The following is a 23,516-nucleotide window of genomic DNA, read 5'->3' as shown; positions in this document are numbered from 1 at the left end:
CTTACATTCTTAACCACTCATGAAACCACCATGTATATTGATAAGTTTGCTTCCAGCTCCGATCGCCTTCTTCCATACTCCAAAAGGCTGACAATGCCGTCATCGCTAGTCCCGCTTTTAATAGTCGCTTACGCTCAAATGACAAGCCGCGAGACAGTACTTCCACTCTCTCCCATAACACCCGCTTCGGATCTTCCTTTTCCTGTAGATGATTCATTAAAAATGAAACAACATCAAAATAAGGATCCCCGATGATTCCCTTCGGGTCAATCGCGATCCACCCTTTCTCCTCTGAAAAAAGAATATTTTCATGATGGAGATCGCCATGAAGCAGTTGCAAACCCTCGGTTGTATCGGTCATTTCCTTAAAAAACTGCTCAGCTAATTGCAAAATCTCTTCTGAAAATTGGCCAGTTTGGTACTCTTGCATTTTTCTGCATCTCGGAAGCTGGGAAGCCCATTGATGAATCATAGGAAAGTGAGCCCCCTTTGGAGCTTGGCGACGCAGAGCTTTCCAAACGTTCATAAATTGCTCTAGCACTTGTTCTTCGTCCTCTAGCTCTGCAAGCATCGTCCCTGGTGCTACTTTTTCCAAGAGAATGACGCCGTTCTCCACATCTGCCTTCAATAGCCTGCAGCAGCCGTTTCCATCATAAAGCTGCAATGCTCTCATTTCATTTTCCAATTCACGACTCGAAAGTGACACTTTTAAAATAGTTGGCACACCGTTTTCATCTAACACATTTAACACATAATTATAAGATAAATTAGAAACCGGTCCCAATGAGATTAGATTCCATCTTGCTAAGTAACCATTGACACGCTCTTCAAGAGTATCTAACCAGCGTGCTCCTTCTTCTTTAAAGGCTCGTGTCATTTTTTTCCGAAATGAATCTGGAATATACATTTGTTCACTCCCATCATTTTTCAAATACAATTCCGTACTTTCTCATCTTTTTGTATAGGGTCGCCCGCGACATGCCAAGTCTTTTTGCCGTGATGCTTTTGTTGCCAAATGTACTTTGCAAAGTCTCCAAAATCCGTTCCTTTTCCAATTTTTCTTTCTCTGCTGCAAGGGATGCCACTTGGAAATCAAGATGTACGGAAGGCTCCTTCCCAACATGAAGTACTTGATATAGATCTGTCTCCGTAATTTCACCGCTTTCGTTTAACACGACGAGCCTTTCCATTAAATTTCGCAGCTCGCGAATATTACCTGGCCAATCATAATCAAGCAATATCGCCAAAGCGTTCTGCTCAATTGTATAGTCTTGTTTTTGATATTTATAGGAAAACTCCTCAAGGAAATCATAAACGAGTAACGGAATATCCTCTTTTCTTGCCCGTAAAGGTGGAATGTTTACGGAGAACACGTTTAAGCGATAGTATAAATCTGAACGGAAAGTTCCTTCAGCAACCATCTTTTCCAAAATTCGGTTCGTGGCGGCAATCACTCTAATATCAACCTGTTTCGGAGTTAAACCTCCAATTCGATAAACTTCTCTATCCTGCAAAACCCTCAGTAGCTTTACTTGCATATCAAGAGGGAGCTCGCCTACTTCATCTAAAAAGAGAGTTCCTCCGTTTGCCAGTTCCAATTTCCCTGGCTTTCCTCCTCTTGATGCCCCCGTATAGGCACCTGACTCATAACCAAAGAGCTCGCTTTCAAACAATGCATTCGGAATCGCTCCGCAATTGATCGGAATAAATGGTTTTTCCTTTCTACTGCTTTTCTCATGAATGGCATGGGCAAATAACTCTTTCCCAACACCGCTCTCGCCGCTAATCAGAATCGTCGCATCTGATTTTGCCATTTTCTTCGCTTGATGGATCAACTGTTGGATTGAACTGTGAACGCCTTTTACTTTTGCAAACGGATCATCATGCTGTTGGTTCATATGCTGCCTTAACTGCTGTAATTCCTTCGATGCCGATGATAGTTTTTCATTTAAATGAATCGTCGACGTAATATCTTTTTCAATCGACAAACTGCCCATAATTTCATTTTCTTCATTGTAAAGCAGGGTCGTACTAATAAGCACATGCTTGTCAGGTCTTGGCATATGGTAGACATCCCGGACAGGCTTACCTGTTGCCAAAACCTTTAAGTGCATCACATCTTCTTGCTGAAAAAAATCACGGATGTTTCTTCCAATAATTTCTTCTTTTTTAATCTGGTACGTTCTTTCAGCCGCCTCGTTCCAGTAGACTAATTCTCCCTTTGTATTAACAACTGAAATCGCTTCCTCCAACGAAGACAATATTGCCTGCAACGTTTGTAGAGCAAACCGAGCTTCCATGTATATCAACCCACCTTTTATTGAGTACTGTTTAAGACTAAACCTCTATTTTGTATAAAAAAAATACAATTATAAACACTTTTGTTAACCAAACAATACAATCTCATAAACAACATGTAAAGAATATTTTATAATTAAATTAATTTCTTGATCACGTACTTTGAATTAATAACTTTGTTATATATTGGTGTTACTTTTGGGCTCATTTTCTCTCTGATCCCATGAAACACTAGAAGAAATCTTATTTTCTCCTATTGTTTCATGGGATTAGAGGACCTTTCAGCATAACTGGAAGGCGTGTGAAACCAAGGTTTCACACGAAATGAGCCCAAAAATCATGTATTGTTTAATAAAACCAAATTAAAAAATAAAAATACAGAAGCTCCCTCCTTATTTAAGCTTTATGAAGCACGAACTACTAGCATATTCACTTGAAGAATTGTTCGTTTTTATTCAGTCTTTGTACATTGTGAAATGTACTCAAGTAACTATTTTTAATGTTGGCATGTTTTTTGCATTGTTATAAAAAACAGCATTCATTCTTGAGCAAGGAATTGCTTAGTTTTTTGGAAACTATATATAATGGGGGAAATTTGTATGTTTTCAACAATTTCTAAAAATTTTTTTCTCTATGTATCTCAGCATAAAGGGTTGAATAAAGCAGCTCGAAAGTGGGGGCTGAAGTTCGGTGCAGCGCAAGTAGTAGCGGGCGTAACGATCGATCATGCCATTCAAACTGTGAAAGAACTTAATGACAAAGGCATTTTATGTACATTGGATCATTTAGGAGAGTTTGTTAATAGCACCGAGGAGGCATTGCAGGCTACCGAATACAACGTCCGTACGCTAGAGGCGATTGGAAAAGCGGGGGTAAACAGCCATTTATCTGTAAAAATGACCCAGCTTGGACTTGATATCGATCGGGAGTTTTGTGTAAAGAATATGTGCCAAATTCTTGATGCCGCCAAAAGAACGAACAATTTTGTAAGGATTGATATGGAAGATTATGCTCATTGTCAAATAACATTAGATATTTTACGGGAACTCCGAGAAGTGTACGGTTTTGATAATGTCGGTACGGTTATTCAAGCTTACTTATACCGTGCCCACAATGACGTGAAAGACTTAAAGGGGATATCTCTCCGTCTCGTAAAAGGAGCCTACAAAGAAGAACCAGCGGTTGCTTATCAAGATAAAAAAGAAATTGACGAAAATTACATGAAGATTATTAAAGAGCATTTGCAAAGCGGCAGTTACACTGCCATCGCTTCACATGACCACCGTATTATCGCAAAAGTTAAAAAATTTGCTGAGGATAATGATATTCCGCGCACCCAATTTGAATTCCAAATGCTCTATGGATTTCGCGAAGAGCTTCAGGAAAGTCTTGTGAAAGAAGGCTATAAGATGCGTGTTTATGTTCCATTCGGTGATGATTGGTTCGGTTATTTTATGCGCCGCTTAGCAGAAAGACCACAGAATGTCGGATTTGCATTAAGAGGATTTTTCTCAAAAAAATAAACATTTTTATCAGCAAAAGGACAATCACCTCAGATTGTCCTTTTTTATTGGATCATTTTATGTAAACCCCGTCTTGCTCACACCTTCCCGCTCTGTTTAAAAGTAGTGTTAACTCCATGAAAAGCCCTAAGCCAAGCAATTTGTTTAGCACAGCTAAAAAAATAGTATAATGATTCGTCTAGATTACATATCTATTAATAATGCTAAACATTTTGGTTTGTTTATTTCAAAATGAAATAATATTTTATCGCCATAACGAATTACAAGGGGGAAAGTTCATGGATTATTCTGTACTAATTACGATTGTAATCTATATGTTTGGAATGCTTTGGATTGGTTATTATGCCTATAAAAGGACTTCCGATTTAACTGATTACATGCTTGGCGGACGAACACTAGGTCCGGCGGTTACAGCACTAAGTGCCGGAGCTTCTGATATGAGCGGTTGGCTGTTATTAGGACTCCCAGGAGCTATTTATGCAACAGGGCTCAGCGGTTCATGGATTGCAATCGGACTCACACTCGGTGCATGGGCAAACTGGATCTATGTAGCACCCCGTCTTAGAATCTTTACAGAGAAAGCCAATAACTCTATTACGATTCCTGCTTTCTTGGAAAACCGTTTTGACGATCGCTCCAAAATTCTACGAATCATTTCTGGCCTGGTCATTTTAATTTTTTTTACCTTTTATGTTTCGTCAGGCATGGTCTCCGGTGGCGTATTATTCCAAAGCATGTTTGGCTTAAACTATACGACAGGCCTCTGGATTGTTGCTGCCGTTGTCGTTGCCTATACATTATTCGGTGGGTTCCTAGCTGTAAGCTTAACTGACTTTGTCCAAGGGCTCATCATGTTAATTGCCCTCATTCTCGTACCTCTTGTTACGTGGATTCATGTAAGTGGAGATGGCCCAATTGAGACAGTTCGTACTATCAATCCAGCTTTTCTCGATATTTTTCAAGGCACAAGTTTTTTGGGGATTGTTTCCTTGTTCGCATGGGGTCTTGGTTATTTTGGCCAGCCACATATTATCGTTCGCTTTATGGCGATTAAATCTGTTAAAGAAATTAAAAAGGCAAGGCGTATCGGAATGGGCTGGATGATCTTCTCCATGCTTGGCGCCATCACTACAGGCTTTCTTGGCATCACATATTTCACGACAAAAGGCGAAGCATTAAAGGATGCGGAAACAGTCTTCATTGTATTAGGAGACGTGTTGTTCCATCCTATTATTACCGGTTTCTTAATTGCTGCGATTCTTGCTGCTATTATGAGTACGATTTCATCGCAATTATTAGTTTCTTCTAGCTCGCTAACAGAAGATATTTATAAAACTTTCCTCAAGCGCTCAGCCACTGACAAAGAACTAGTACTCATCGGAAGATTTTCAGTACTTATCGTATCCCTCGTGGCATTTGCCATCTCATGGGAAAAGAACTCAACCATTCTTGAGCTTGTTGGGTATGCTTGGGCAGGCTTCGGGGCTGCTTTCGGTCCTCTTATTTTATTTAGCCTCTATTGGAGAAGAATGACGAAATGGGGGGCGTTAGCTGGAATGATAGTCGGAGCAGCAACGGTAATCACTTGGGCCAACCTCGGATTATCCGAGGTTCTCTATGAAATGATTCCCGGCTTTGCCTTTAGCTCTCTTGCCATCTTTGTTGTTAGTTTATTCACTAAGCCACATAATTCTGTCGTTGAAAAATTTAATGAATTTGAAATTGAAATGAAGAACAACGCCTCTTCCATACAGTCTTAAAGCAATGGGAATGTCCAACAAGCGAAAATTTTTTGGCCTCGGCTGTTTTGGCGGAGATTCTTCCGAATGGATTCAGCCGAGACAACCTCGGATGTAGCGATGAAAAATAACGAATAGGAAATTCATGAGGAAGATACTCTGTTATAAAACCATTTTCTTTAAAAGGCAGCCGTAAGAAAGGCCGACAGAAAAACTCTACTCTGGCTTGACCGCAGTGGTTTTGCATTTATGATACGAGGTTGATGATCAGCTAAATCGCATGAGCTATTTTTTCGACCACCTAACTGAATTGTGAAAAATTTGCATAAAATTGCGGGGATTTACTGGTTGATTGCGAGGTTTTTTAAAGTTAACTGCGGATTTCCCTTGCATTACGATAGCTCACAAAAAAAGCTGTTTAAGAAGTCATGGTAACTTTCTCATTTTGGGTACGTCGAGTTCGTAAGTTGTAGCATGAGCTCAATATCTGGAAAGTAGCAGGTATTCGCCAGCTACTTTCAAAGTATCCATCGAGAGAAACTCCACTTCCATTATTTTAGAGACTTATCGGACAGCCCCGAAAATTTTATGCTTTAGTGCTTGATTGCCCTTCAAATTGAAATCTGTTTGCCATTTCAGTGAGAGTTTGTGACAATTGATGGAGTTTCTTGCCAATTTGATTGGTGTTCTCAATTTGCTCGATTTGATCGTCACTAACAGAAAGCATTTCCTCTGAACTTGCTAGCGTCTCCTGTGAGATGGAAGTAAAGCTTACAGTTGCTTGCTCAAGCTTAGGTAAAAAACCTGCCAATTGCGATAATTCTTGTTTCATTCCTTGTAATCGGCTGCTCTCCTCACCAATCTCCTTCATTAGTTCATCGAAAGAATCTCTTGAAGCACTCGCCATTTTCAAGTTCATATTAATCTTAGTTAGCATTTGTTCAAATTCTTTCGTTGCACCAATTGTAATATTCTCCATTTTTCCAATCGCATTAGCGATGTCCTCTGTCGCCTTCGAAGATTGCTCTGCCAATTTTCGAACTTCCTGAGCGACAACTGCAAACCCTTTTCCTGCATCTCCTGCCCTCACCGCTTCAATCGATGCATTAAGTGCCAGCAATTTTGTTTGCTCCGATATGCCACTCACTAAACCGACAAGCTTTGTAATCGAACTTGAAAATTGTTTTACTTCCGTAATCGTACCAGTCAAATGCTCAAAATCTTCCTCAAACTGATAGATCATCGAAATGAGTTCCTTAATATTTACCTCTCCGTCTTCGGCGGTTTGATTCATTTTATTAGAACTGGCAAAAATCGCTTCCATTTTCACAATCATCGCTTCTATTAATTGTTTCATATCTTTGAAGCTATTGGCATTGTCCTCTGAACTGCTAGCAGTTTGCTCTGCACCATGCCTTACTAAATCGATGGCGGAGATGAGATGATGACTAGAATCAAGAGTTTGTTCAGACGATTTCATTAAATCGCCACCCGTTTGTGCAAGTTCCTTTGTCGTCATCTGCAGTTCGCGGATAATGCCGCTCATATGTTCAATCATAGAATGGTAGCTTTTTTGCAAAGAGGTTATTTCGGGAACGGTCGTTTTGATTCCACTGGTCATTTTGAATGTACCGCCACGCACCTCTCGCATAGTATTGCGGAGAATATTAAGCGGCTTTGTTACGGTGCGAACGAGTAATAGAATAATGACGGTCGCTACTAACACACTGATCCCAATCCCAATAAGGGTAACATAAACCATCTTTTGAACAGGCTGCAAATAAGCGCTTGTTGGAATCAACATCACGTAGATTCCTCCAATCTCCTCCAACTGCCGAAAAGTAATCGTATATTCCTTATTATTAATTGACCTATGCAAGACCCCATCTTCTAGTTCTGTTATCTCTTGTATTAGTTTTGGAGAAAGGTTAGGTAAGCTCTTTTCACTGACCTTAAACGGAATAGCTGTACCATCTGCTATGTACATAACCTCTGACTCAATGCCCTCTTTTTTAAGAACCTCCTGTTGAGAACGAACACTGCTGTCTAGCTGTTGCATGAAATAAGCATCATCACTAATATAGACAAATTTCAAGTTTTCAGCGATATAACCGATCAATTCTGTTTCCCTCTCTAATCGCTTTTCTATTGTATCCATTGTAATATCTTTCGCCTTCATATAGGATGTGAACCCAACTCCTACAACAGCAACAATTAATAATGAGACGAACAGCAGAAATATCCTCTTTCCCAACGTTAATTTTTGCAAAATTTTCGTACTCCACCCTTTCATCTTTTGCAAAGGATTTAATGCTTTAATCCTATATTTTTTCAAAAGGATTCCTCCTTGTACGCAACTATTTTCCTATAAAAATTATACCGTTCATTTGTAAATGCTATGTTAAGAGGAAAAGGGGTTTTCTAAAGTTCCTGTAAAAACACATGCGTTTTTTTTATGTTATGGACGGTTTTTTCGGAATTACGAGGGGTTTTTTCGGAATTAAACTGAATTTTACGGAATTACAGGGGATTTTTCCGGAATTAGACCGATTTTTTCCGGAATCGCAGCTATTTTTTCCGGAATTACATAATTCCAGAGGAATTTCACTGGCACATCTACAAAAGGCGCGTATAGAAAGCCGCTTCCTTATAAAAGTAGCGGCTTCGTTCATTATCCCAAGCGAAATACGATCCCGTGACCGCCTTTTGGGTATTCCCATTTAATATTTTGGTGAGGGCAACCTATCCGGCAGCTGCCACATTCATGACAGCCTTCGTAGCCAACATGCATGCGAATGTCCTCCCACTTATAAATCTCAGCTGGACAAAAAATTGTGCAAATTTTATCGGGGCATTTTGTTAAGCAAATTGATTCGTCCTTTACATGAAGATGGGATTTTGTATCAGCATTAAAACGAACAAGATATTGCTTCTCTTCAATCGTTTGATACTTCTTCTGTTCACTCATTACTTGACCACCTTCCACGCTCGATACATATCACGAGCCATTTTCATTTTTTCCTTGGGTGAGCCAAGATCCTTCCAGATTTTCTTTTGTTTTTCCCATTTTGATTGTCCATCAACCGTAAACATTTGACTAGCTGCTCTATTGAGCATCGGAATATATTGGTCAAAATAATGAGGATTTTGATCAAAATGATGGGTTGAATCCTTATACTTTTTCATATCCTGACCGACAAATCCGTCCAGTAATCGAACACGATAATGATCAAGCGTTTTTTCGGTGAAATCCCCTGCTTCTTTTGCTAAAAGAATCGTTTCCGCTGCCAATCTGCCTGATGTCATCGCCAAATTCGATCCTTCACGATGAATCGCATTGACTAATTGAGAGGCATCCCCAATGACAATAACCCCGTCACCGACAATCCTCCCCATCGAGTGATAGCCACCTTCCGGTATAAGGTGAGCCAAGTATTCCTGTGGCTCGCTCCCTTGAATAAGGGTGCGAATCATCGGATGAGACTTGACATATTCGAGAAGCTCGTATGGTTTAATTTTGTGTTTAATTAAGCCTGATAAAAGCGTGCCGACGCCGATGCTTAAAGTATCTTTATTCGTATAAAGAAATCCGGTACCTAGAATCCCCTTTGTCGCATCCCCAAACAATTCAATCGTGCAACCCTGATTGTCTTCCAAATTAAAGCGATCCTCGATCACCTTTTTATCAAGCTTCAATATTTCCATCGTCGCCAACGCCACTTCATCTGGCCTGTATTCTTTATGAAAACCAAGTGACTGAGCTAGGAGGGAATTAACCCCATCTGCAAGAACGACCACATCAGCATACACATCCCCATTCGGGCGATCCGTGCGAACGCCCACGACTTTACCATTCTCAACAATACATTCGAGTACAACTGTTTCATTTATAAGGATTGCTCCTTGTTGTACAGCTTTATCGGCAAACCATTGGTCAAACTTCGCCCGTAAAACCGTGAAATTATTATAAGGTTCCTTTCCCCATTCCATCCCCTTATAGCTAAAGGTGACTGCTGATTCCTTATCCATCATCATAAATTTCTGTTCCACAATAGGGCGCTCGAGCGGAGCCTCCTTGTAGAATTCAGGAATAATATCCTCCATCATTTTCCGATAAAGCACTCCGCCCATAACATTTTTTGAACCTGGGTATTCCCCTCTTTCCAAAAGCAGGACATGCGCTCCTCCCTTTGCTAAATCATGAGCACATGAAATCCCGGCCGGCCCTGCTCCAACGACAATAGCATCAAATTTCTCAGACATGACTAACCCCCTCTCTCGACATTACCTCACTTAACTGTTCAATTAACATCGGCACAATCTCAAATGCATCCCCGACAATTCCGTAGTGACATGACTCGAAAATGGGCGCTTCCGGATCATTATTGATGGCGATAATGAGTCCTGAATTTTTCATTCCAACAATGTGCTGAATCGCTCCAGAAATGCCGAGTGCTATATAAATTTTCGGGGTTACCGTAACCCCCGTTTGCCCTATTTGATGGGCATGTTCAATCCAACCTGCTTCTACCACGTCTCGGCTCGCTCCAACAGCTCCACCTAGTGTCTCCGCCAATTGATGCACCAATTGAAACCCTTCCGCGCTCCCTAACCCCTTTCCACCAGCAACGATAATATCCGCTTCATCAATTCGCACCTTCTTTGTTGTTTCCTTCACAATCTCCAATACTTTTGTGCGAATATCCTCCTCACGCAATAAAATGCTCTCCTCTACAATCCTCCCTTCTCTTCCAGGCTCAGGAGGCAGCGCTTTCATTACTTTTGCCCGTACAGTTGCCATTTGCGGACGATACTTCTTACATAAAATGGTTGCCATAATATTCCCGCCAAAAGCTGGTCGACTTGCAAGCAATAGCCCAGTATCCTCCTCCACATCCAGCTCGGTTGTGTCTGCCGTCAAACCTGTTGGCAAATCCGTTGCTACTGCGCTCGCCAAATCCTTTCCCGTTGAAGTAGCACCATAAAGAATAATTTCCGGCTTATGTTTTGCTGAACAATCTAATAAAGCCTTCATATATGACTCTGTACGGTAATTTTTAAAAATGGGATCATCGTAAACGTAAGCAATATCTGCCCCATATTCAAAAATTGTTTTGGAAAGATGCTTAATATGTTCACCAATAATCACACCCGCGAGTTCAACGCCTCTTTTATCAGCCAGCTTTCTCCCCGCCCCTAGCAATTCTAGCGATACGGAAGCAACGGCACCATCCTTTTCCTCAATAAATACCCAAACACCTTGGTAATCTTGGAAATCCATTATGATTCCCCCTTTATCGTAAACAATTCTTTCTTCTTGAGCAGAATGGAAAGCAATTGTTCAACTTGCTCCTGCCGGTTTCCTTCTAGCATTGTACCGCCCTCAGGTTTTGGCGGTGCCCATACCTTTGAAACGATTGTTGGCGAGCCCTTCAACCCTAATTGTTTAATATCCACGTCTTCTAAATCATCAACAGACCAAATATATGGATTGTATTTTGCTGCCTTCAGCATATTTGGAAACGGGGCATATGGCACTTCATTAATGGTTTTTTCAACAGAAAATAAGCAAGGTAACGTTGATTGGACTACCTCGTAACCATCTTCCAATTTCCGATGAACGATCGCCTTTTTCTCTTCTTTATTTATCTCCACCACTTTGTTGACAGATGTAAGCGGAGGAATATCAAGGCGTCTCGCGATACCTGGTCCGACCTGCCCAGTATCACCATCAATCGACATTTTTCCGCAAATGATCAAATCTACTGGATTCTCTTTTGAAATTTTGTTTAACGCTTTCGTTAATGCATAGCTGGTCGCTAACGTATCAGCTCCCGCAAATCTCCGATCCGTTATCAAATAGCCTTCATCAGCACCTATTTCAATACATTTCTTAATCGCTTTAACTGCAGGAGGCGGCCCCATCGTTAAGACGGATACCTTTCCCCCATACCGCTCCCTTAAACGCACAGCTTCTTCTACTGCATGGGCGTCATACGGATTTAAAATTGCCGGTGCCGTTCTCCTGTCCATCGTGTTTGTTTTTGGGTTCATTTTAATAACTTTCGTATCTGGTACTTGCTTAATACATGCTACAATATGCAGCATTCCATTCCCCCCTCTTTTCACTTTTGCCATTGTTACAAAGTCATTTAAGCCTGTTTACTTTTACTATATTAAGTTGCAAGTGTATAAATTCGAATATTCCGATTTTTATTTATAAAAAGCTTTTTGAAACCAAGGTTTCACAAGAAAGAAGTCAACAATTAATACGACATAAAAAAAGAAGATTCTCTACTTCAATAAAGGATCAAAAGGACACTTTATTTTTGAGAGATCTTCATTTTAATCGTGCACTATTATTTTCATACGTGATTTCGTCTTGCAAAATCTACAAATCTAAATTTATCTGGACGATGTCGTGATTCTGTATATTGGAATAGACTAGCGTCGTCTAAATAGACATAATTTTTAATGATGACAACATTGTGGAAGCCATCCAGATCTAGCAGCCTTCTATCTTCCGACGTCGGCTCTTCAACGATGATTTCCTTTTTGGCAAAGCTTATATTTAGCTGTAAATCATTTTCAAGATATTCATAGATTGAGTTTTCACAAACTTCCCTTGTCAGCTCGGGAACAAATTTTTTATTTAAATAATCCTTATCTAAAATAACATTTTCTCCATCAATCTCGCGCACGCGAAAAACTTGCCAAACAAAGTCCTTGCTTGAAAGGGAGAGTTGGCTTTGTATATGCTGCTCCGGCCTAACTAACGACAGTTCATGAACGATGGTCCGGTGCTTTTTCCCCATTTTCGTTGTTAATTCCTTAAAGCTAGTCAGACCGGAAACAGGGAAATCGACCTTTTTACTTTTAATCACGATGGAGCCCTTTCCCCTAATCTTTTGTATATAGCCATTTTGTGATAACAGATTTAACGCCTTCCGAATGGTTTCCCTTGAAGTATTATAATGATCCTTCAACTCATGCTCTGAAGGCAAAAGAGAATTAAAGGCGAGTTCCCCCGCCTCTATCTTCTCTACAATATCGTTATGAATCATTAAATACTTATTTATCATGTTAAAAAACTCCAATTTACTTTTTTAAATAGTAGATAATCGATTCATACGGACGCAATGTAAATCCTTTCAGATCTTGTGATGAATCAGGATAGTTTGAAAGAAGGATTTCACTTGCGTAGCCCTCGATGTCCACATGCGCTGGTAACGTAAACTCAACGTCATTTGCATAGAAGTTATTTACCACCAATAATTTTTCCGCAGCATTTTCCCGTATATAAGCAAAAATAGCATCATGCTCCGGTAAAATCAATTGATAATTGCCATCTGTCACAATATCATAATCTTTTCTCAGTTGGATTAATTTTTGATAATGATAGAAAATCGAATTATCGTCCGCTAAAGCATTTTTCGCATTGATCTCCTTGTAATTGGCTGCCGTCCCAATCCACGGAGTGCCAGTTGTAAATCCAGCATGTTCACTGTCATCCCATTGAACAGGCGTTCTTGAATTATCCCGAGACTTTTGCTTAAGAATATCATAAATCTCTTGTTCTGATTTTCCGCTTGCCTTTAAAATTTGGAACATGTTTAATGATTCAATATCGCGATACTCGTCAATCTTATCAAAATTTGGATTGGTCATTCCAAATTCTTCTCCTTGATAAATATAAGGAGTCCCTTGCATCATATGCATGGTTGTCGCCAGCATTTTTGCTGATTCACGATGATACTCCTTGTCATTGCCGAAGCGGGAAACGATTCTCGGTTGGTCATGGTTGCACCAGAATAAAGCGTTCCAACCGCCCCCTTTATTCATCTCCACTTGCCATTCAGAGAGAATTTGCTTGAGCTTTAAAAAATCAAAATCAGCTTTTGTCCACTTTTCCCCATTCGGATAATCGACCTTCAGATGGTGGAAACTAAAGACCATGTCCAGTTCTTTACGCTCTGGATTTGTATACTTAATGCAATTTTCAATAGAGGTCGAAGACATTTCTCCCACTGTCATCATATCATATTTTGAAAATACCTCTGCATTCATTTCATGAAGATACTCATGAACTTTCGGCCCGTCTGTGTAAAACTTCCGCCCATCCCCAGGTAGTTCATCATTAAGAAATTGCTGATCCTTTGAAATGAGGTTAATCACATCTAAACGGAAGCCATCAACTCCCTTATCAAGCCAATACTTCATCATCTCATAGACAGCACTTCGAACTTTATTATTTTCCCAATTCAAATCTGCCTGTGTGACGTCAAACAAATGAAGATAATATTGGCCAGTTTGCTCGTCATATTGCCAGGCGTTGCCTCCAAACTTTGACTCCCAATTTGTCGGAGGCTCCCCATCTTTGCCATCTTTCCAAATATAAAAATCGCGATATTCATTCTCCTTGGAAGAGCGGGATTCAATAAACCATTGATGCTCAGTAGATGTATGATTGACGACAATATCCATAATAATTTTTATATCGCGTTTATGCGCCTCTGCTAAAAGCTGCTCTAAATCTCCCATCGTTCCATACGGCTCGTATATATGAAAGTAGTCACGAATATCGTAACCATTATCATTTTGCGGCGAATCATAAATCGGAGTAATCCACACAACATCGACACCGAGATTGGCCAGATAATCCAACTTTTGTATTATTCCCTGTATATCACCGACACCATTGCCGGTCGTATCACAAAAACTTTTCGGATAAATTTGATAAACAACTGCTTTTTTCCACCAAGGTTGAGTCAATCTACTCACCTGCCCTTTACCTTTTTTATTTGGTTTTGAGATCATTTAACTTGTCTCAAATCAAGATAATTTTTTCTAGTGGTTATCCCAATAGCAAAGAGCTAAATTTCCACAAATTTAATCTACACTGAATAGTAAAAGAGGAACAAGTAAATGTCCCTCTCCCTTATTTTATTTGCGATTAAAAGAAATTTTGCCTACATTAGCTCGAGCGAAGATAATAGTTAAAATGAATGGAATCACGATCGCTACAACCATCGCAATCGCAAAGGTTACCATATGCTGAGGTTGAATAGAAAGAATTCCTGGCAATCCGCCCACACCAATGGAGTTTGCCATCACATTGCTTCCTACTGAAATCACAGCCGCAACTGCTGACCCAATCATCGCTGCTAAGAATGGGAAGCCATATTTCAAGTTAATCCCAAACATTGCCGGCTCCGTTACCCCAAGATAACAAGAGATTGTCGCTGGGATCGAAACTTGCTTTTCTTCTTCATTCTTGCGATTAATGTAAATCATCGCTAAAACCGCAGAACCTTGGGCAATGTTTGATAAGGCAATCATCGGCCAAAGATTCGTGCCGTGAAATTCACTCATCAATTGAAGATCAATAGCATTTGTCATGTGATGCAACCCTGTAATAACTAACGGTGCATAGGCAAAACCAAATACCGCCGCAAACAACCAACCAAATGCAGAAGTTAAACCAGAATAGACAATATCAGAAATGAAAGCTCCGATTTGCCAACCGATTGGTCCAAGAACAGTATGAGCGATTAATACAGTTGGAACTAATGCAAAGAATGGAACAACAATCATAGAAATTGCATTTGGAACAATTTTCCTCAATTGCAATTCAAGATATGAAAGAAGTAAGCCTGCAAAAATTGCCGGTATAACTTGAGCCTGATAACCGATCATGTCAATTTGAGCAAATCCGAAATCCCAGAATGGAATTTCCACTGCGTCTGCTACCCCGTAAGCGTTTAAAAGTTGCGGTGACACGAGCGTAATTCCGAGTACAATTCCGAGTATTGGTGTAGCTCCCATTTTCCTTGCTACAGCCCATGTAATACCAACAGGGAGGAAGTGGAAAATTGCTTCCCCAATAAGCCATAAAAAGGCATGTGTTCCAGCCCAAAATTGAGAAATCTCAATTAATGACTTCGTTCCATCTTCAAACATTTTAATGTCACCGATTACATTTCGGAAACCAAGAATGAGACCCCCAACAACTATTGCTGGAATGAGTGGTGTGAAGATGTCTGCAAGATGAGCAATCATTCTTTGCAGGAAGTTCATATTTTGCTTAGCCGCTTCCTTTGCTTCATCCTTTGATGTATCACTTACTCCCGCTATTTTTGTAAATTCATTATAAAAGGATGATACTTCATTCCCAATGATCACTTGAAATTGCCCCGCCTGTGTAAACGTTCCTTTCACAAGGCTAATGGCTTCGATTTTTTCAACATTTGCTTTTTTCGGATCTTTTAATACAAAACGCATTCTTGTCGCACAGTGTGTCACAACAGAAATATTGTCGCTTCCACCAATATGCTCGAGTAGCTCTTGTGCCGGTTGAGTATATTTACTCATGTATTTCCCCCACTCTCAAAAATTTATTTGGACAACTTGTATATACATGTTATATGATTGCGTTTTCATCGTAACTTGTATATACATGTTTTGTCAACTACTTTTTTAAAATTTGTGATTGGGAGCTTTCTACTTATAAAAGGGACTCTGCACCATCAATATAGATTTCACTCCCGGTTATATGACTCGATTGGCTCGAAGCAAGAAATAAGACAAGATCGGCGACCTGTTCAGGCCTTCCAGCCCGATGCTCAAGCGGCTGATTTCCCTCCGGATATTGAATAGGAATCTCCACCTTTTTTAAATTGTCTTTTTCTTTCCACGTATTTTCACTTATATTGGTTTCTATCGCACCTGGACAGATCATATTGACTCTGATTTGGTACTCTGCCAGTTCGAGAGCAGCCATTTTCCCAAATCCCATTTGTCCGATTTTAGAAGTGCTGTAGGCAGACATACCTATATTCCTATAAACGCGGTTTCCATTAATAGAACTCGTAATAATGATGCTTCCTCCATTTGCTTTCATATGAGGGATTGCATATTTCACCGTTAAAAAAGTACTCGTTAAATTGTTGGAAAGCGTTAGTTCCCATTCCTTCGGGTCCAAATCCTCTATCGGTGTTACTACCCCATTTATTCCAGCATTAGCAAAAACTAAATCTACTCTCCCCCAATGGTGCATCAGTTGTTTATAACTGTTCTCCACTTCCTTAGGTGAAGAAACATTTGCCTCTAGAACGAGAGCCTCGCTGCCCGATTTTTCAATCTGACTTTTTACTTCTTCTATGTTCTCCTTATGTAAGTCAACTAAAGCAACTTTTGCTCCGTTTTCAGCTAACTTTAGTGCCGCCGCTTTCCCTATCCCAGAACCTGCTCCTGTCATAAAAGCGACTTGACCTTGAAGTAGTTTTTCCACGCAAGAGCCTCCTTTTACATTGATACTTTTACTATCTCCATTCCTGTTCATTTTAAAAATTTGCTGCATCTTTTCATTCAATAAAAGCGACCTTACGAGTAAATACTAAAATGAAATACTTAAAACAAAAGGTGTGTTGAAATTTGCTTACTTATTCATTTATTCTCGTATTTTGCCTGTTCTTATTGATCTTTAATAAACTCAATGCTCTTTCTTTAACAAAACTAATCCCGATATGGCTTTTTATCCTTCTTTTGCTCACTAGTTCTAAAAGTTCATACGAATGACAATTTATGATCTTTGCTCATGAGAAGGTCAGTGGTAGATTTATAGAGAAGGAGGAGTGGAAATGAGTGATAAACAATCTCTTAAAGTAAAATCTAAAATTTGGATCGAACTTAACAGCGAAGTTATTTTTGGACTTGGCCGCATTCGCTTATTTCGTGAAATTGAACGAACTGGTTCAATGAGTCAGGCTGCCGCTTTGCTAGGAATGTCATATCGAGCTGCTTGGGGGAAAGTAACGGCTACAGAAGAAAGATTGGCTATGCAGTTAGTCGAACGCCAGCAGGGAAATAGGAAAAAGGGAACTACCTTAACTCCTGCTGGGAAAGAGTTACTCCTTCAATACGAAATCTTTCAGAAAAAAGCTCAAGAGGCTGTAGATAACTTGTTTGAAGACCATCTTGGTGAACTGTTAAACCACCTTAAGCAGCATACAAATACGGAAAAAAAGATGTAGGGATGCAAAAACAATTGCTTCCCTACATCTTTTTAACTTCAAAATTCAAACAAATGATCGGAAAAAATGGGCTTCTCATCTATGTGATAAAAATCGTTCTTTTCCGAATACCGATAGTCCTTTTTATACTGATTTATATGAGCAACGATATCGCAAACCGCTTTCGCAAGATAGAGAACTTCTTTTTCTGTCATTATTGGATGAAGCGACACTCTGACCCAGCCTGGCTTTATAAAAAAATTTCCTTTATCAATTTCATTTGTTATCGCTAAAGAACGTTCTTTTCCAATTTGCAGTAAATAATGCCCGTATGTTCCTGCACAGGAACATCCTCCTCGTACTTGAATTCCATAGACATCATTTAATAATTTTACAATTAGTTGATGATGAACCTCTTCTACGTAAAATGATACAATCGGAAGCCTGTCCCATCTATGCTCTTCTAAAATAATAATTTTCTTGTTCTCTACTAAACGCTCAAGCAATAAGCGAATCAGTTTTTCATCCTGTGCCAACATGTACTCACTATCCATTTCTTCCTTTAGACGGATAGCTAAAGCTGCTTTGATTGCTTGTAAAAACCCAGGTGTTCCTCCATCCTCCCTATCCTCGATATTTGCCGTGTAAGATTTTCCACCCCATGGATTCGTCCATTGAACTGTGCCACCACCCGGACGATCAGGAACATTATTTTTATATAGATTATTCGATATAATCGCTACCCCCATTGAACCAGGGCCACCTAAAAACTTATGTGGTGAAAAGAAGATCCCATCTAGATGCTCAGACTGGTTTTGAGGATGCATATTAATTGATATATACGGAGCGGAAGCCGAAAAATCAACAAAACAAACGCCAGCATAGCGATGCATCACATCCGCCAGTTGATGATAAGGTGTCTGAACACCTGTGACATTTGAACAAGCGGTAAAAGCTCCGATTTTCATCGGTCTATCCGTATAATTCTTTATAACCTTTTCCAGCATTATAGGTGATACCTTCCCATCTGCATCAGGGGGAATCACAACCACATCAGCAACCGTCTCTTCCCAAGAAATATGATTGGAATGATGCTCCATATGCGTGATAAAAACGACTGGTTTTTGTATGTCACTGACCATCTCCGCATACTTTTCATGAAGTGTTAAACCTAAGATTCTTTGTACCTTATGTAATGCACTGGTCATGCCTGTCCCTTCAAAGAAAAGAAGATCACTTTCATAAGCGTTTACATGTTTTTTAATGATACTTTTTGCTTCCTTATACGCCCATGTCATCCTTTTTCCGGTTACATTCGTCTCCGTATGAGTATTGGCAACATAAGGACCAAACTGATAAAGAATTTTATCTTCTATCGGTTTATACAACCTTCCGCTAGCTGTCCAATCTGCATAGAGAATCCGTTTGTTTCCATAATGTGTTTGAAAAACTTGCTCATTTCCAATGGTATTTTCTCTAAAATGATGAAAGTGTTTTTCTAAATCCATCTTTTAATCCTTCCCAAACTCATTCTCACAGAAAAGCGAATCGTCCATATTCACGATTCGCTTTTCTTGTTAAGCTACACGGTGTAAGACTTCGACTCTGGCTGGAGTTGCTGTTCATTATGTTCATCTTGCTCTTGCACTTCGTTATACCAAATTTCATGATGATGCTCTGCATATTCCGAATCCATATATCCCGTTGCCATCGCATTAAAAGAGGCTCGTTCACTCGGATGAAATACAGTGAGATAAATATGTACACCAAAAAATAGTGTAATGATTAATGCAGATATATCGTGCACGACCAACATCATTATTTTTACAGTTTATCCCATACTATGGTTAAAACTGGATTAAGAAGGTTTTATATATGACAGCTCAGAATCAACATTCTCTTGCCAAAAATAGTATGTTTGGAGTACTCAATTAAAACAGCAAAATCCGTATATGGTCGCATGGTGGTCGGCTGTATTCTCTGGTTTTGGGCCTTACTTGCTTTGCCAATATTTAAGAGGCACCTTTTTAACATTAGCCGAGGTGATCCTCAATACATTGGCCCATATTAACGAAGGAATGATTTATTCCTTCTGTGGCCAATTTGAACTTGCCAAAGTAGTAATTGAACCTAAATGGGCTTTCGGGTACTTAACCATTTATTTAGTAGCAATCGCAGATAGCTACCGTTCGGCAATATATCAAAATAAGCTCCATCACCTTGCTGTTTTGGAATACAAGGGCATTCGTAGACTGCATATTTCCCCAATGGAAATTCAATATATTGAAAAGAAAAATCCAATCATTGGCGCTTTATACTCTTTCTTCCATCCTGGATTAGGCCAATTATACAATCATCGTTTTGGACTTGCCTTCTATGCCATGTTGTGGTGATGGATTTATGCAGCGCTTTCAAACTTGCACCATTCCCTTTGTTTGCTCTTGCAAGGCCATTTTGAAGAATCAATTGCCATACTTCATCCCCATTGGCTACTCTTTATGCCATCTGTATTATTTGCTTCTATTTACTTCTCATATCGAACAAGCATTGAGCACAACAAGCTTTTTCAAATAGAGCAGCGCTATTTGCTAAAAAATAGATACCAACAGGCTAAACTGCGAATATTTACGTAATCAGGTAGGTGCTTTTTACATGTTGATTATCGGTCTATTTAAACAATCAATCGAGTTAGAGCAGGCACTTGCTGAACTGGAAAAAATCATTTCAAGGGAACGTATACTGATTGCTTTCATGGACTCAGGTGAAAACAAAAATGATCTAAACAACCCCCACGCTTTTGAAGTAGGAATTTCATTTGGAACCGCAGGCGCTGTAATTGGAGCTTCCTGCGGATTTGTCTTAACATTAGGACCCATTCTCTGGGGGCTCTTCGGAACGGCCATTGGTTTTGCGCTCGGATTACTTGCTTATTCTCTCGTTAAAAACGGGAGAAAGAGACAGAAGCAAGCGGATAGAATGGATGAAGCAACCATTATTATACAATGTGAAGCAGAGCAAACGAGAAAAATTATTGTGCTCCTGCAAAAATATCAGGCTCTTTCGGTTGGACAAGTAGAGCTGCCACAAGAAACGGAAAACGAGAACAGCCATTCCTGATCCTTTTTATTTGTACAACTTCACTGTTTCCTCCAAAAAATTCACAAATTGAGCAATATAACTCTTTGGCTTCAAAATTTTAATTTTATTTCCAAATCCGGCTAAAAACTGGTAAGCATATTGACTCTCAGGCAATTCAATTGTCGTTATGTAACTTCTCGTATCCACTTTTGCAACTGCATTTTTCCCATATCTCTCAATAAATTGCTCCCTTACAGCAACATCAAGCAACAGCTGTACACTCACCAAATCTTGACGTTTGCTATCCTTTTCTTCCTTTACCTTCTTATCGGACCTTGGGACGAAAAAACCATCTTTTTTGAGATTTAAAATCCTTGTTAACTTAAATGTTCGATAATCTTCACGTTCTAAACTATAACCAAATAAATACCAATGCATCTCGTTTAAATGAATTTTATAGGGTTCTACAGATCTATATGTTGTGTGTCCATTTTGATCCACATAATCAAATTTTAATAACCAATGATTCTCAATCGCTTGACTGATAAACGAAATTTCTTCTTTGATTTCCTTTCTCCCTGGCCACTCGTAAAAAGTCAAATCCAGTTTTGGAGAGATATTTACGTTCGTCATTGCTGCGATTTTTTGAATCGTTGCTTGAATTTCGTTATTCGTGATTAACTGCTCAAACCCACCTAAAGCCACAAGAATATTTTCAATATCTTTGTGGTTTAATAGTCGTTTATCGAACTTGTATTCCTCCATTAACGCATATCCCCCTTCAGCACCATATTCGGCATAAATAGGGATGTTAGCATAACTTAATGCCTCCATATCACGCTGAATCGTTCGCTTCGACACATTAAAAAGGTGACTGAACTCTGATGCCGAAACCACTTCCTTCTGTAACAAGATCATCACGATCGAGATAAGTCTCTCAATTTTTTTCATACTTCCCTCCTATATACGACATACATATGTCGCCTATCTCCTATTATACTTCAATCATGAAAGGAGGAAATACATGATGAACACTATTGCGTATTTACAATTTGACGGAAAGGCAGCAGAAGCACTGGCCTTTTACGAGCAGGCACTACAAGTGACAAGCAGCAAAAAGGTGAAATTTGGTGCTTTTGGTCAAGATCCAAATTTTCCATTATCAGATGAAGAACAAAACATGATTATGGAATCTCGAATTGAATTTTCAGGGAATATTTTAATGCTCTCTGACGTACTGCCTTCTATGCAAGCTGTGACAGGCGAGGTAAAAAGAGGGAATAATGTTTTAATTAGTATTATCGATGCTGATCCTGAAATGAATCAACACTATTTCGAAAGTCTCTCCAAAGGTGGTACTGTAATCATGCCGTTATCTTCAACTCCATGGTCAGCAAGTTTTGGTTTGTTAGTCGATAAATTCGGTATAACGTGGAAATTTAATAGTGATGCGAGTAAATTTTTAAATAGTTTCGTTAATTAGAATTAACCCATACTTTGGCAATAGACATATAACAATCACTAAATATAAACTGGGAGATATTTAAGCAATACCTAAAAACACATAAAATACTAAATAACATAGAAAAAGTATAAATATCGTTATTGACTAGACACCGATCAGTGTCATATAATTATGACACTGATCGGTGTCTTTTTTTCAGAAAGGGGGATGATTTTGAATAAAACTCACCCAAAGCATGACATTTATGTAGCAATCGCAGATCCTACAAGAAGAAAAATAATACGTTTGTTGGCAGATGCAGATGAGTTACCTCTTCACGAATTAACTGCGCAATTTCAAATAGGTCGTACTGCAGTATCTAAACATTTAGCTATCCTTAAAGAAACTGATTTAGTAATTAACCGTAAATTAGGCAGAGAAACAAGATACCGGCTAAATGCAGCTCCTCTACAGGAAGTTAAGGATTGGTTATCTTTTTATGAGAAGTTTTGGAATGAAAGAGCTACTTTACTAAAAAAAATATTGGAGGAGTAAATGAATGGCTGATTTATCATTAGATTTTCAATTTAAGAGTACTATCAATAAGGTATGGAATGCCCTAACCACTTCGGAAATTCTGGCACAATGGGTTATGGACAATAATTTCAAGCCAATCGTAGGATACAAATGCCAGTTTCGCAACAAATGAAATAGACCTAATTGTAGATAGTGAAGTATTGATAGTGGACAAGCCTTATAAATTATCTTACACGTGGGTAGGTGGTTCCATTAATACTATAGTGACATGGACGTTAAAACAAGAGGGTGATACAACATACTTACACCTTGAACAGACTGGGTTCGAAGAAGAGGGTCGAGCATTCAATGGTGCTAAATATGGTTGGGCTTATAAAGTTGATGAACTTAAAAAAGTGCTAGCAGAGATGTAAAAATAACTCTGACGATATTTTAAAATATTCAACGCGACAGTGTGACCATAGCGTTAATTTTGGGAGGAAAAACGATGGATGATTTTTTAGCAGAAATTGATGACCCTTTTCACCGGGAAAGGACAGAGGAGATATTTACCTGGATAGAACAAAAATATCCAAATTTAAAGGCAGAAATCAAATGGAATCAGCAGATGTTTACTGATCATGGCACTTTCATAATCGGCTTTAGCGTTTCTAAAAAACATTTAGCCGTTGCACCAGAAAGTATAACTATAACTCATGTAGAGGATGATATTGTGAAGGCTGGATACGACTACACTAAGGAGTTAATTCGAATTCCTTGGAATAATAAACCAGTTGAATACTCACTTCTAGAGAAAATGATTGAGTTTAATATTTGGGACAAGGCAAACTGTTCGACTTTTTGGAGGAAATAAACGGCATTTCGAAGCTAGGAAGGAGTTGGTTGA

22 protein-coding genes and 1 pseudogene are annotated in these 23,516 nt (G+C 39.2%); 9 read left to right on the top strand and 14 right to left on the bottom strand.

All coding sequences use genetic code 11. From position 1 onward, the window contains the following. Position 1: 1 nt before the first annotated feature. Positions 2 to 907: an aminoglycoside phosphotransferase family protein gene (locus tag FCJ93_RS12155; RefSeq protein ID WP_137743796.1), complete on the bottom strand. Its 906-nt coding sequence runs from the start codon at positions 905 to 907 to the stop codon at positions 2 to 4. A 13-nt stretch (positions 908 to 920) separates the two neighbouring features. After that, on the bottom strand, positions 921 to 2,300 hold the full coding sequence (locus FCJ93_RS12150) for a sigma-54 interaction domain-containing protein (RefSeq protein WP_137743795.1): 1,380 nt from the start codon (positions 2,298 to 2,300) through the stop codon (positions 921 to 923). A gap of 597 nt (positions 2,301 to 2,897) precedes the next feature. Between FCJ93_RS12150 and FCJ93_RS12145 the strand changes: the two genes are divergently transcribed. Together FCJ93_RS12145 and putP are read left to right on the top strand one after the other, a co-directional pair. Continuing rightward, the gene (locus FCJ93_RS12145; RefSeq protein ID WP_095312415.1) at positions 2,898 to 3,821 is read left to right on the top strand and encodes a proline dehydrogenase family protein; all 924 of its coding nucleotides are present in this window, start codon (positions 2,898 to 2,900) and stop codon (positions 3,819 to 3,821) included. Positions 3,822 to 4,099: 278 nt separating this feature from the next. Continuing rightward, complete coding sequence (putP, locus tag FCJ93_RS12140; protein ID WP_095312412.1) at positions 4,100 to 5,581, top strand: sodium/proline symporter PutP; 1,482 nt, start codon at positions 4,100 to 4,102, stop codon at positions 5,579 to 5,581. Positions 5,582 to 6,146: 565 nt separating this feature from the next. On the opposite strand, the gene FCJ93_RS12135 is transcribed toward putP, so the two are convergent. The 9 genes from FCJ93_RS12135 to FCJ93_RS12095 form a co-directional block, all read right to left on the bottom strand. Then, positions 6,147 to 7,895, bottom strand: coding sequence for a methyl-accepting chemotaxis protein (locus FCJ93_RS12135; RefSeq protein WP_211344114.1), 1,749 nt, complete (start codon positions 7,893 to 7,895; stop codon positions 6,147 to 6,149). Between the two features lie 336 nt (positions 7,896 to 8,231). After that, positions 8,232 to 8,528, bottom strand: coding sequence for a ferredoxin family protein (locus tag FCJ93_RS12130; protein WP_170943631.1), 297 nt, complete (start codon positions 8,526 to 8,528; stop codon positions 8,232 to 8,234). Further along, positions 8,528 to 9,823: an FAD-dependent oxidoreductase gene (locus tag FCJ93_RS12125; protein WP_095312407.1), complete on the bottom strand. Its 1,296-nt coding sequence runs from the start codon at positions 9,821 to 9,823 to the stop codon at positions 8,528 to 8,530. Before FCJ93_RS12125 ends, FCJ93_RS12130 begins: the two co-directional genes overlap by 1 nt. Beyond that, entirely contained in the window at positions 9,816 to 10,841 is a 1,026-nt protein-coding gene (locus FCJ93_RS12120) for an electron transfer flavoprotein subunit alpha/FixB family protein (protein WP_137743794.1), read from the bottom strand. The genes FCJ93_RS12125 and FCJ93_RS12120 overlap by 8 nt, the downstream gene beginning before the upstream one ends. Beyond that, on the bottom strand, positions 10,841 to 11,668 hold the full coding sequence (locus tag FCJ93_RS12115) for an electron transfer flavoprotein subunit beta/FixA family protein (protein WP_137743793.1): 828 nt from the start codon (positions 11,666 to 11,668) through the stop codon (positions 10,841 to 10,843). Before FCJ93_RS12115 ends, FCJ93_RS12120 begins: the two co-directional genes overlap by 1 nt. Positions 11,669 to 11,925: 257 nt before the next feature. Beyond that, a complete protein-coding gene (treR, locus tag FCJ93_RS12110; RefSeq protein WP_095312398.1) occupies positions 11,926 to 12,642 on the bottom strand; it encodes a trehalose operon repressor in 717 nt (238 codons plus the stop codon). 16 nt (positions 12,643 to 12,658) lie between these two features. Next, a complete protein-coding gene (gene treC, locus FCJ93_RS12105) occupies positions 12,659 to 14,377 on the bottom strand; it encodes an alpha,alpha-phosphotrehalase (RefSeq protein WP_328592002.1) in 1,719 nt (572 codons plus the stop codon). Between the two features lie 126 nt (positions 14,378 to 14,503). Next, entirely contained in the window at positions 14,504 to 15,931 is a 1,428-nt protein-coding gene (gene treP / locus FCJ93_RS12100; RefSeq protein WP_095312395.1) for a PTS system trehalose-specific EIIBC component, read from the bottom strand. A 133-nt stretch (positions 15,932 to 16,064) separates the two neighbouring features. Then, positions 16,065 to 16,850 carry an SDR family oxidoreductase gene (locus tag FCJ93_RS12095; protein ID WP_235879468.1) on the bottom strand — a complete coding sequence of 262 codons (786 nt, stop codon included), beginning with the start codon at positions 16,848 to 16,850 and terminating at the stop codon, positions 16,065 to 16,067. Positions 16,851 to 17,199: 349 nt separating this feature from the next. On the opposite strand from FCJ93_RS12095, the gene FCJ93_RS12090 reads away from it, so the two are divergent. Then, positions 17,200 to 17,592, top strand: a complete 393-nt coding sequence (locus tag FCJ93_RS12090; protein WP_095312380.1) for a winged helix-turn-helix domain-containing protein — start codon at positions 17,200 to 17,202, stop codon at positions 17,590 to 17,592. A 38-nt stretch (positions 17,593 to 17,630) separates the two neighbouring features. Here the strand turns inward: FCJ93_RS12090 and FCJ93_RS12085 are convergent, their stop codons facing one another. Together FCJ93_RS12085 and FCJ93_RS12080 are read right to left on the bottom strand one after the other, a co-directional pair. Then, on the bottom strand, positions 17,631 to 19,079 hold the full coding sequence (locus FCJ93_RS12085) for an aminotransferase class V-fold PLP-dependent enzyme (RefSeq protein ID WP_095312377.1): 1,449 nt from the start codon (positions 19,077 to 19,079) through the stop codon (positions 17,631 to 17,633). Positions 19,080 to 19,153: 74 nt separating this feature from the next. Then, positions 19,154 to 19,378 carry a cytochrome b family protein gene (locus FCJ93_RS12080; protein WP_137743792.1) on the bottom strand — a complete coding sequence of 75 codons (225 nt, stop codon included), beginning with the start codon at positions 19,376 to 19,378 and terminating at the stop codon, positions 19,154 to 19,156. Positions 19,379 to 19,523: 145 nt separating this feature from the next. On the opposite strand from FCJ93_RS12080, the gene FCJ93_RS25255 reads away from it, so the two are divergent. Together FCJ93_RS25255 and FCJ93_RS12070 are read left to right on the top strand one after the other, a co-directional pair. Further along, the gene (locus FCJ93_RS25255) at positions 19,524 to 19,964 is read left to right on the top strand and encodes a hypothetical protein (RefSeq protein WP_211344113.1); all 441 of its coding nucleotides are present in this window, start codon (positions 19,524 to 19,526) and stop codon (positions 19,962 to 19,964) included. Between the two features lie 259 nt (positions 19,965 to 20,223). Next, positions 20,224 to 20,688 carry a hypothetical protein gene (locus FCJ93_RS12070; protein ID WP_137743791.1) on the top strand — a complete coding sequence of 155 codons (465 nt, stop codon included), beginning with the start codon at positions 20,224 to 20,226 and terminating at the stop codon, positions 20,686 to 20,688. Positions 20,689 to 20,694: 6 nt separating this feature from the next. Here FCJ93_RS12070 and FCJ93_RS12065 read toward each other — a convergent pair whose 3' ends face one another. Further along, a complete protein-coding gene (locus FCJ93_RS12065; protein ID WP_095312362.1) occupies positions 20,695 to 21,600 on the bottom strand; it encodes a helix-turn-helix transcriptional regulator in 906 nt (301 codons plus the stop codon). A gap of 76 nt (positions 21,601 to 21,676) precedes the next feature. Between FCJ93_RS12065 and FCJ93_RS12060 the strand changes: the two genes are divergently transcribed. The 4 genes and pseudogenes from FCJ93_RS12060 to FCJ93_RS12045 all read left to right on the top strand — a co-directional run bounded on the left by FCJ93_RS12060 (position 21,677) and on the right by FCJ93_RS12045 (position 23,483). After that, on the top strand, positions 21,677 to 22,132 hold the full coding sequence (locus FCJ93_RS12060; protein ID WP_095312386.1) for a VOC family protein: 456 nt from the start codon (positions 21,677 to 21,679) through the stop codon (positions 22,130 to 22,132). A gap of 195 nt (positions 22,133 to 22,327) precedes the next feature. After that, positions 22,328 to 22,648, top strand: coding sequence for an ArsR/SmtB family transcription factor (locus FCJ93_RS12055; RefSeq protein WP_095312359.1), 321 nt, complete (start codon positions 22,328 to 22,330; stop codon positions 22,646 to 22,648). A 4-nt stretch (positions 22,649 to 22,652) separates the two neighbouring features. Then, positions 22,653 to 23,043 (top strand): annotated as a pseudogene (locus FCJ93_RS12050) (SRPBCC family protein). 74 nt (positions 23,044 to 23,117) lie between these two features. After that, positions 23,118 to 23,483 (top strand): iron chaperone, encoded by a 366-nt coding sequence (locus tag FCJ93_RS12045; protein WP_095312357.1) that lies wholly within the window; start codon positions 23,118 to 23,120, stop codon positions 23,481 to 23,483. Positions 23,484 to 23,516: the final 33 nt, after the last annotated feature.

The sequence above is a fragment of the Robertmurraya siralis genome (assembly GCF_005502275.1).
GTDB lineage: Bacteria > Bacillota > Bacilli > Bacillales > Cytobacillaceae > Robertmurraya > Robertmurraya siralis.
The sequence above is the reverse complement of the archived record's forward strand: the minus strand, read 5'-3'. Positions and strand labels throughout refer to the sequence as shown.

Coding starts and splice junctions, on each gene's coding strand:
- treR (WP_095312398.1), bottom strand. CDS start 12,642: ATGATAAATAAGTATTTAATGATTCATAACGATATTGTAGAGAAGATA.
- FCJ93_RS12090 (WP_095312380.1), top strand. CDS start 17,200: ATGAGTGATAAACAATCTCTTAAAGTAAAATCTAAAATTTGGATCGAA.
- FCJ93_RS12065 (WP_095312362.1), bottom strand. CDS start 21,600: ATGAAAAAAATTGAGAGACTTATCTCGATCGTGATGATCTTGTTACAG.
- FCJ93_RS12115 (WP_137743793.1), bottom strand. CDS start 11,668: ATGCTGCATATTGTAGCATGTATTAAGCAAGTACCAGATACGAAAGTT.
- FCJ93_RS12120 (WP_137743794.1), bottom strand. CDS start 10,841: ATGGATTTCCAAGATTACCAAGGTGTTTGGGTATTTATTGAGGAAAAG.
- FCJ93_RS12070 (WP_137743791.1), top strand. CDS start 20,224: ATGTTGATTATCGGTCTATTTAAACAATCAATCGAGTTAGAGCAGGCA.
- FCJ93_RS12155 (WP_137743796.1), bottom strand. CDS start 907: ATGTATATTCCAGATTCATTTCGGAAAAAAATGACACGAGCCTTTAAA.
- FCJ93_RS12130 (WP_170943631.1), bottom strand. CDS start 8,528: ATGAGTGAACAGAAGAAGTATCAAACGATTGAAGAGAAGCAATATCTT.
- treC (WP_328592002.1), bottom strand. CDS start 14,377: ATGATCTCAAAACCAAATAAAAAAGGTAAAGGGCAGGTGAGTAGATTG.
- FCJ93_RS12045 (WP_095312357.1), top strand. CDS start 23,118: ATGGATGATTTTTTAGCAGAAATTGATGACCCTTTTCACCGGGAAAGG.
- FCJ93_RS12125 (WP_095312407.1), bottom strand. CDS start 9,823: ATGTCTGAGAAATTTGATGCTATTGTCGTTGGAGCAGGGCCGGCCGGG.
- FCJ93_RS12060 (WP_095312386.1), top strand. CDS start 21,677: ATGAACACTATTGCGTATTTACAATTTGACGGAAAGGCAGCAGAAGCA.
- putP (WP_095312412.1), top strand. CDS start 4,100: ATGGATTATTCTGTACTAATTACGATTGTAATCTATATGTTTGGAATG.
- FCJ93_RS12145 (WP_095312415.1), top strand. CDS start 2,898: ATGTTTTCAACAATTTCTAAAAATTTTTTTCTCTATGTATCTCAGCAT.
- FCJ93_RS25255 (WP_211344113.1), top strand. CDS start 19,524: ATGGTCGCATGGTGGTCGGCTGTATTCTCTGGTTTTGGGCCTTACTTG.
- FCJ93_RS12150 (WP_137743795.1), bottom strand. CDS start 2,300: ATGGAAGCTCGGTTTGCTCTACAAACGTTGCAGGCAATATTGTCTTCG.
- treP (WP_095312395.1), bottom strand. CDS start 15,931: ATGAGTAAATATACTCAACCGGCACAAGAGCTACTCGAGCATATTGGT.
- FCJ93_RS12085 (WP_095312377.1), bottom strand. CDS start 19,079: ATGGATTTAGAAAAACACTTTCATCATTTTAGAGAAAATACCATTGGA.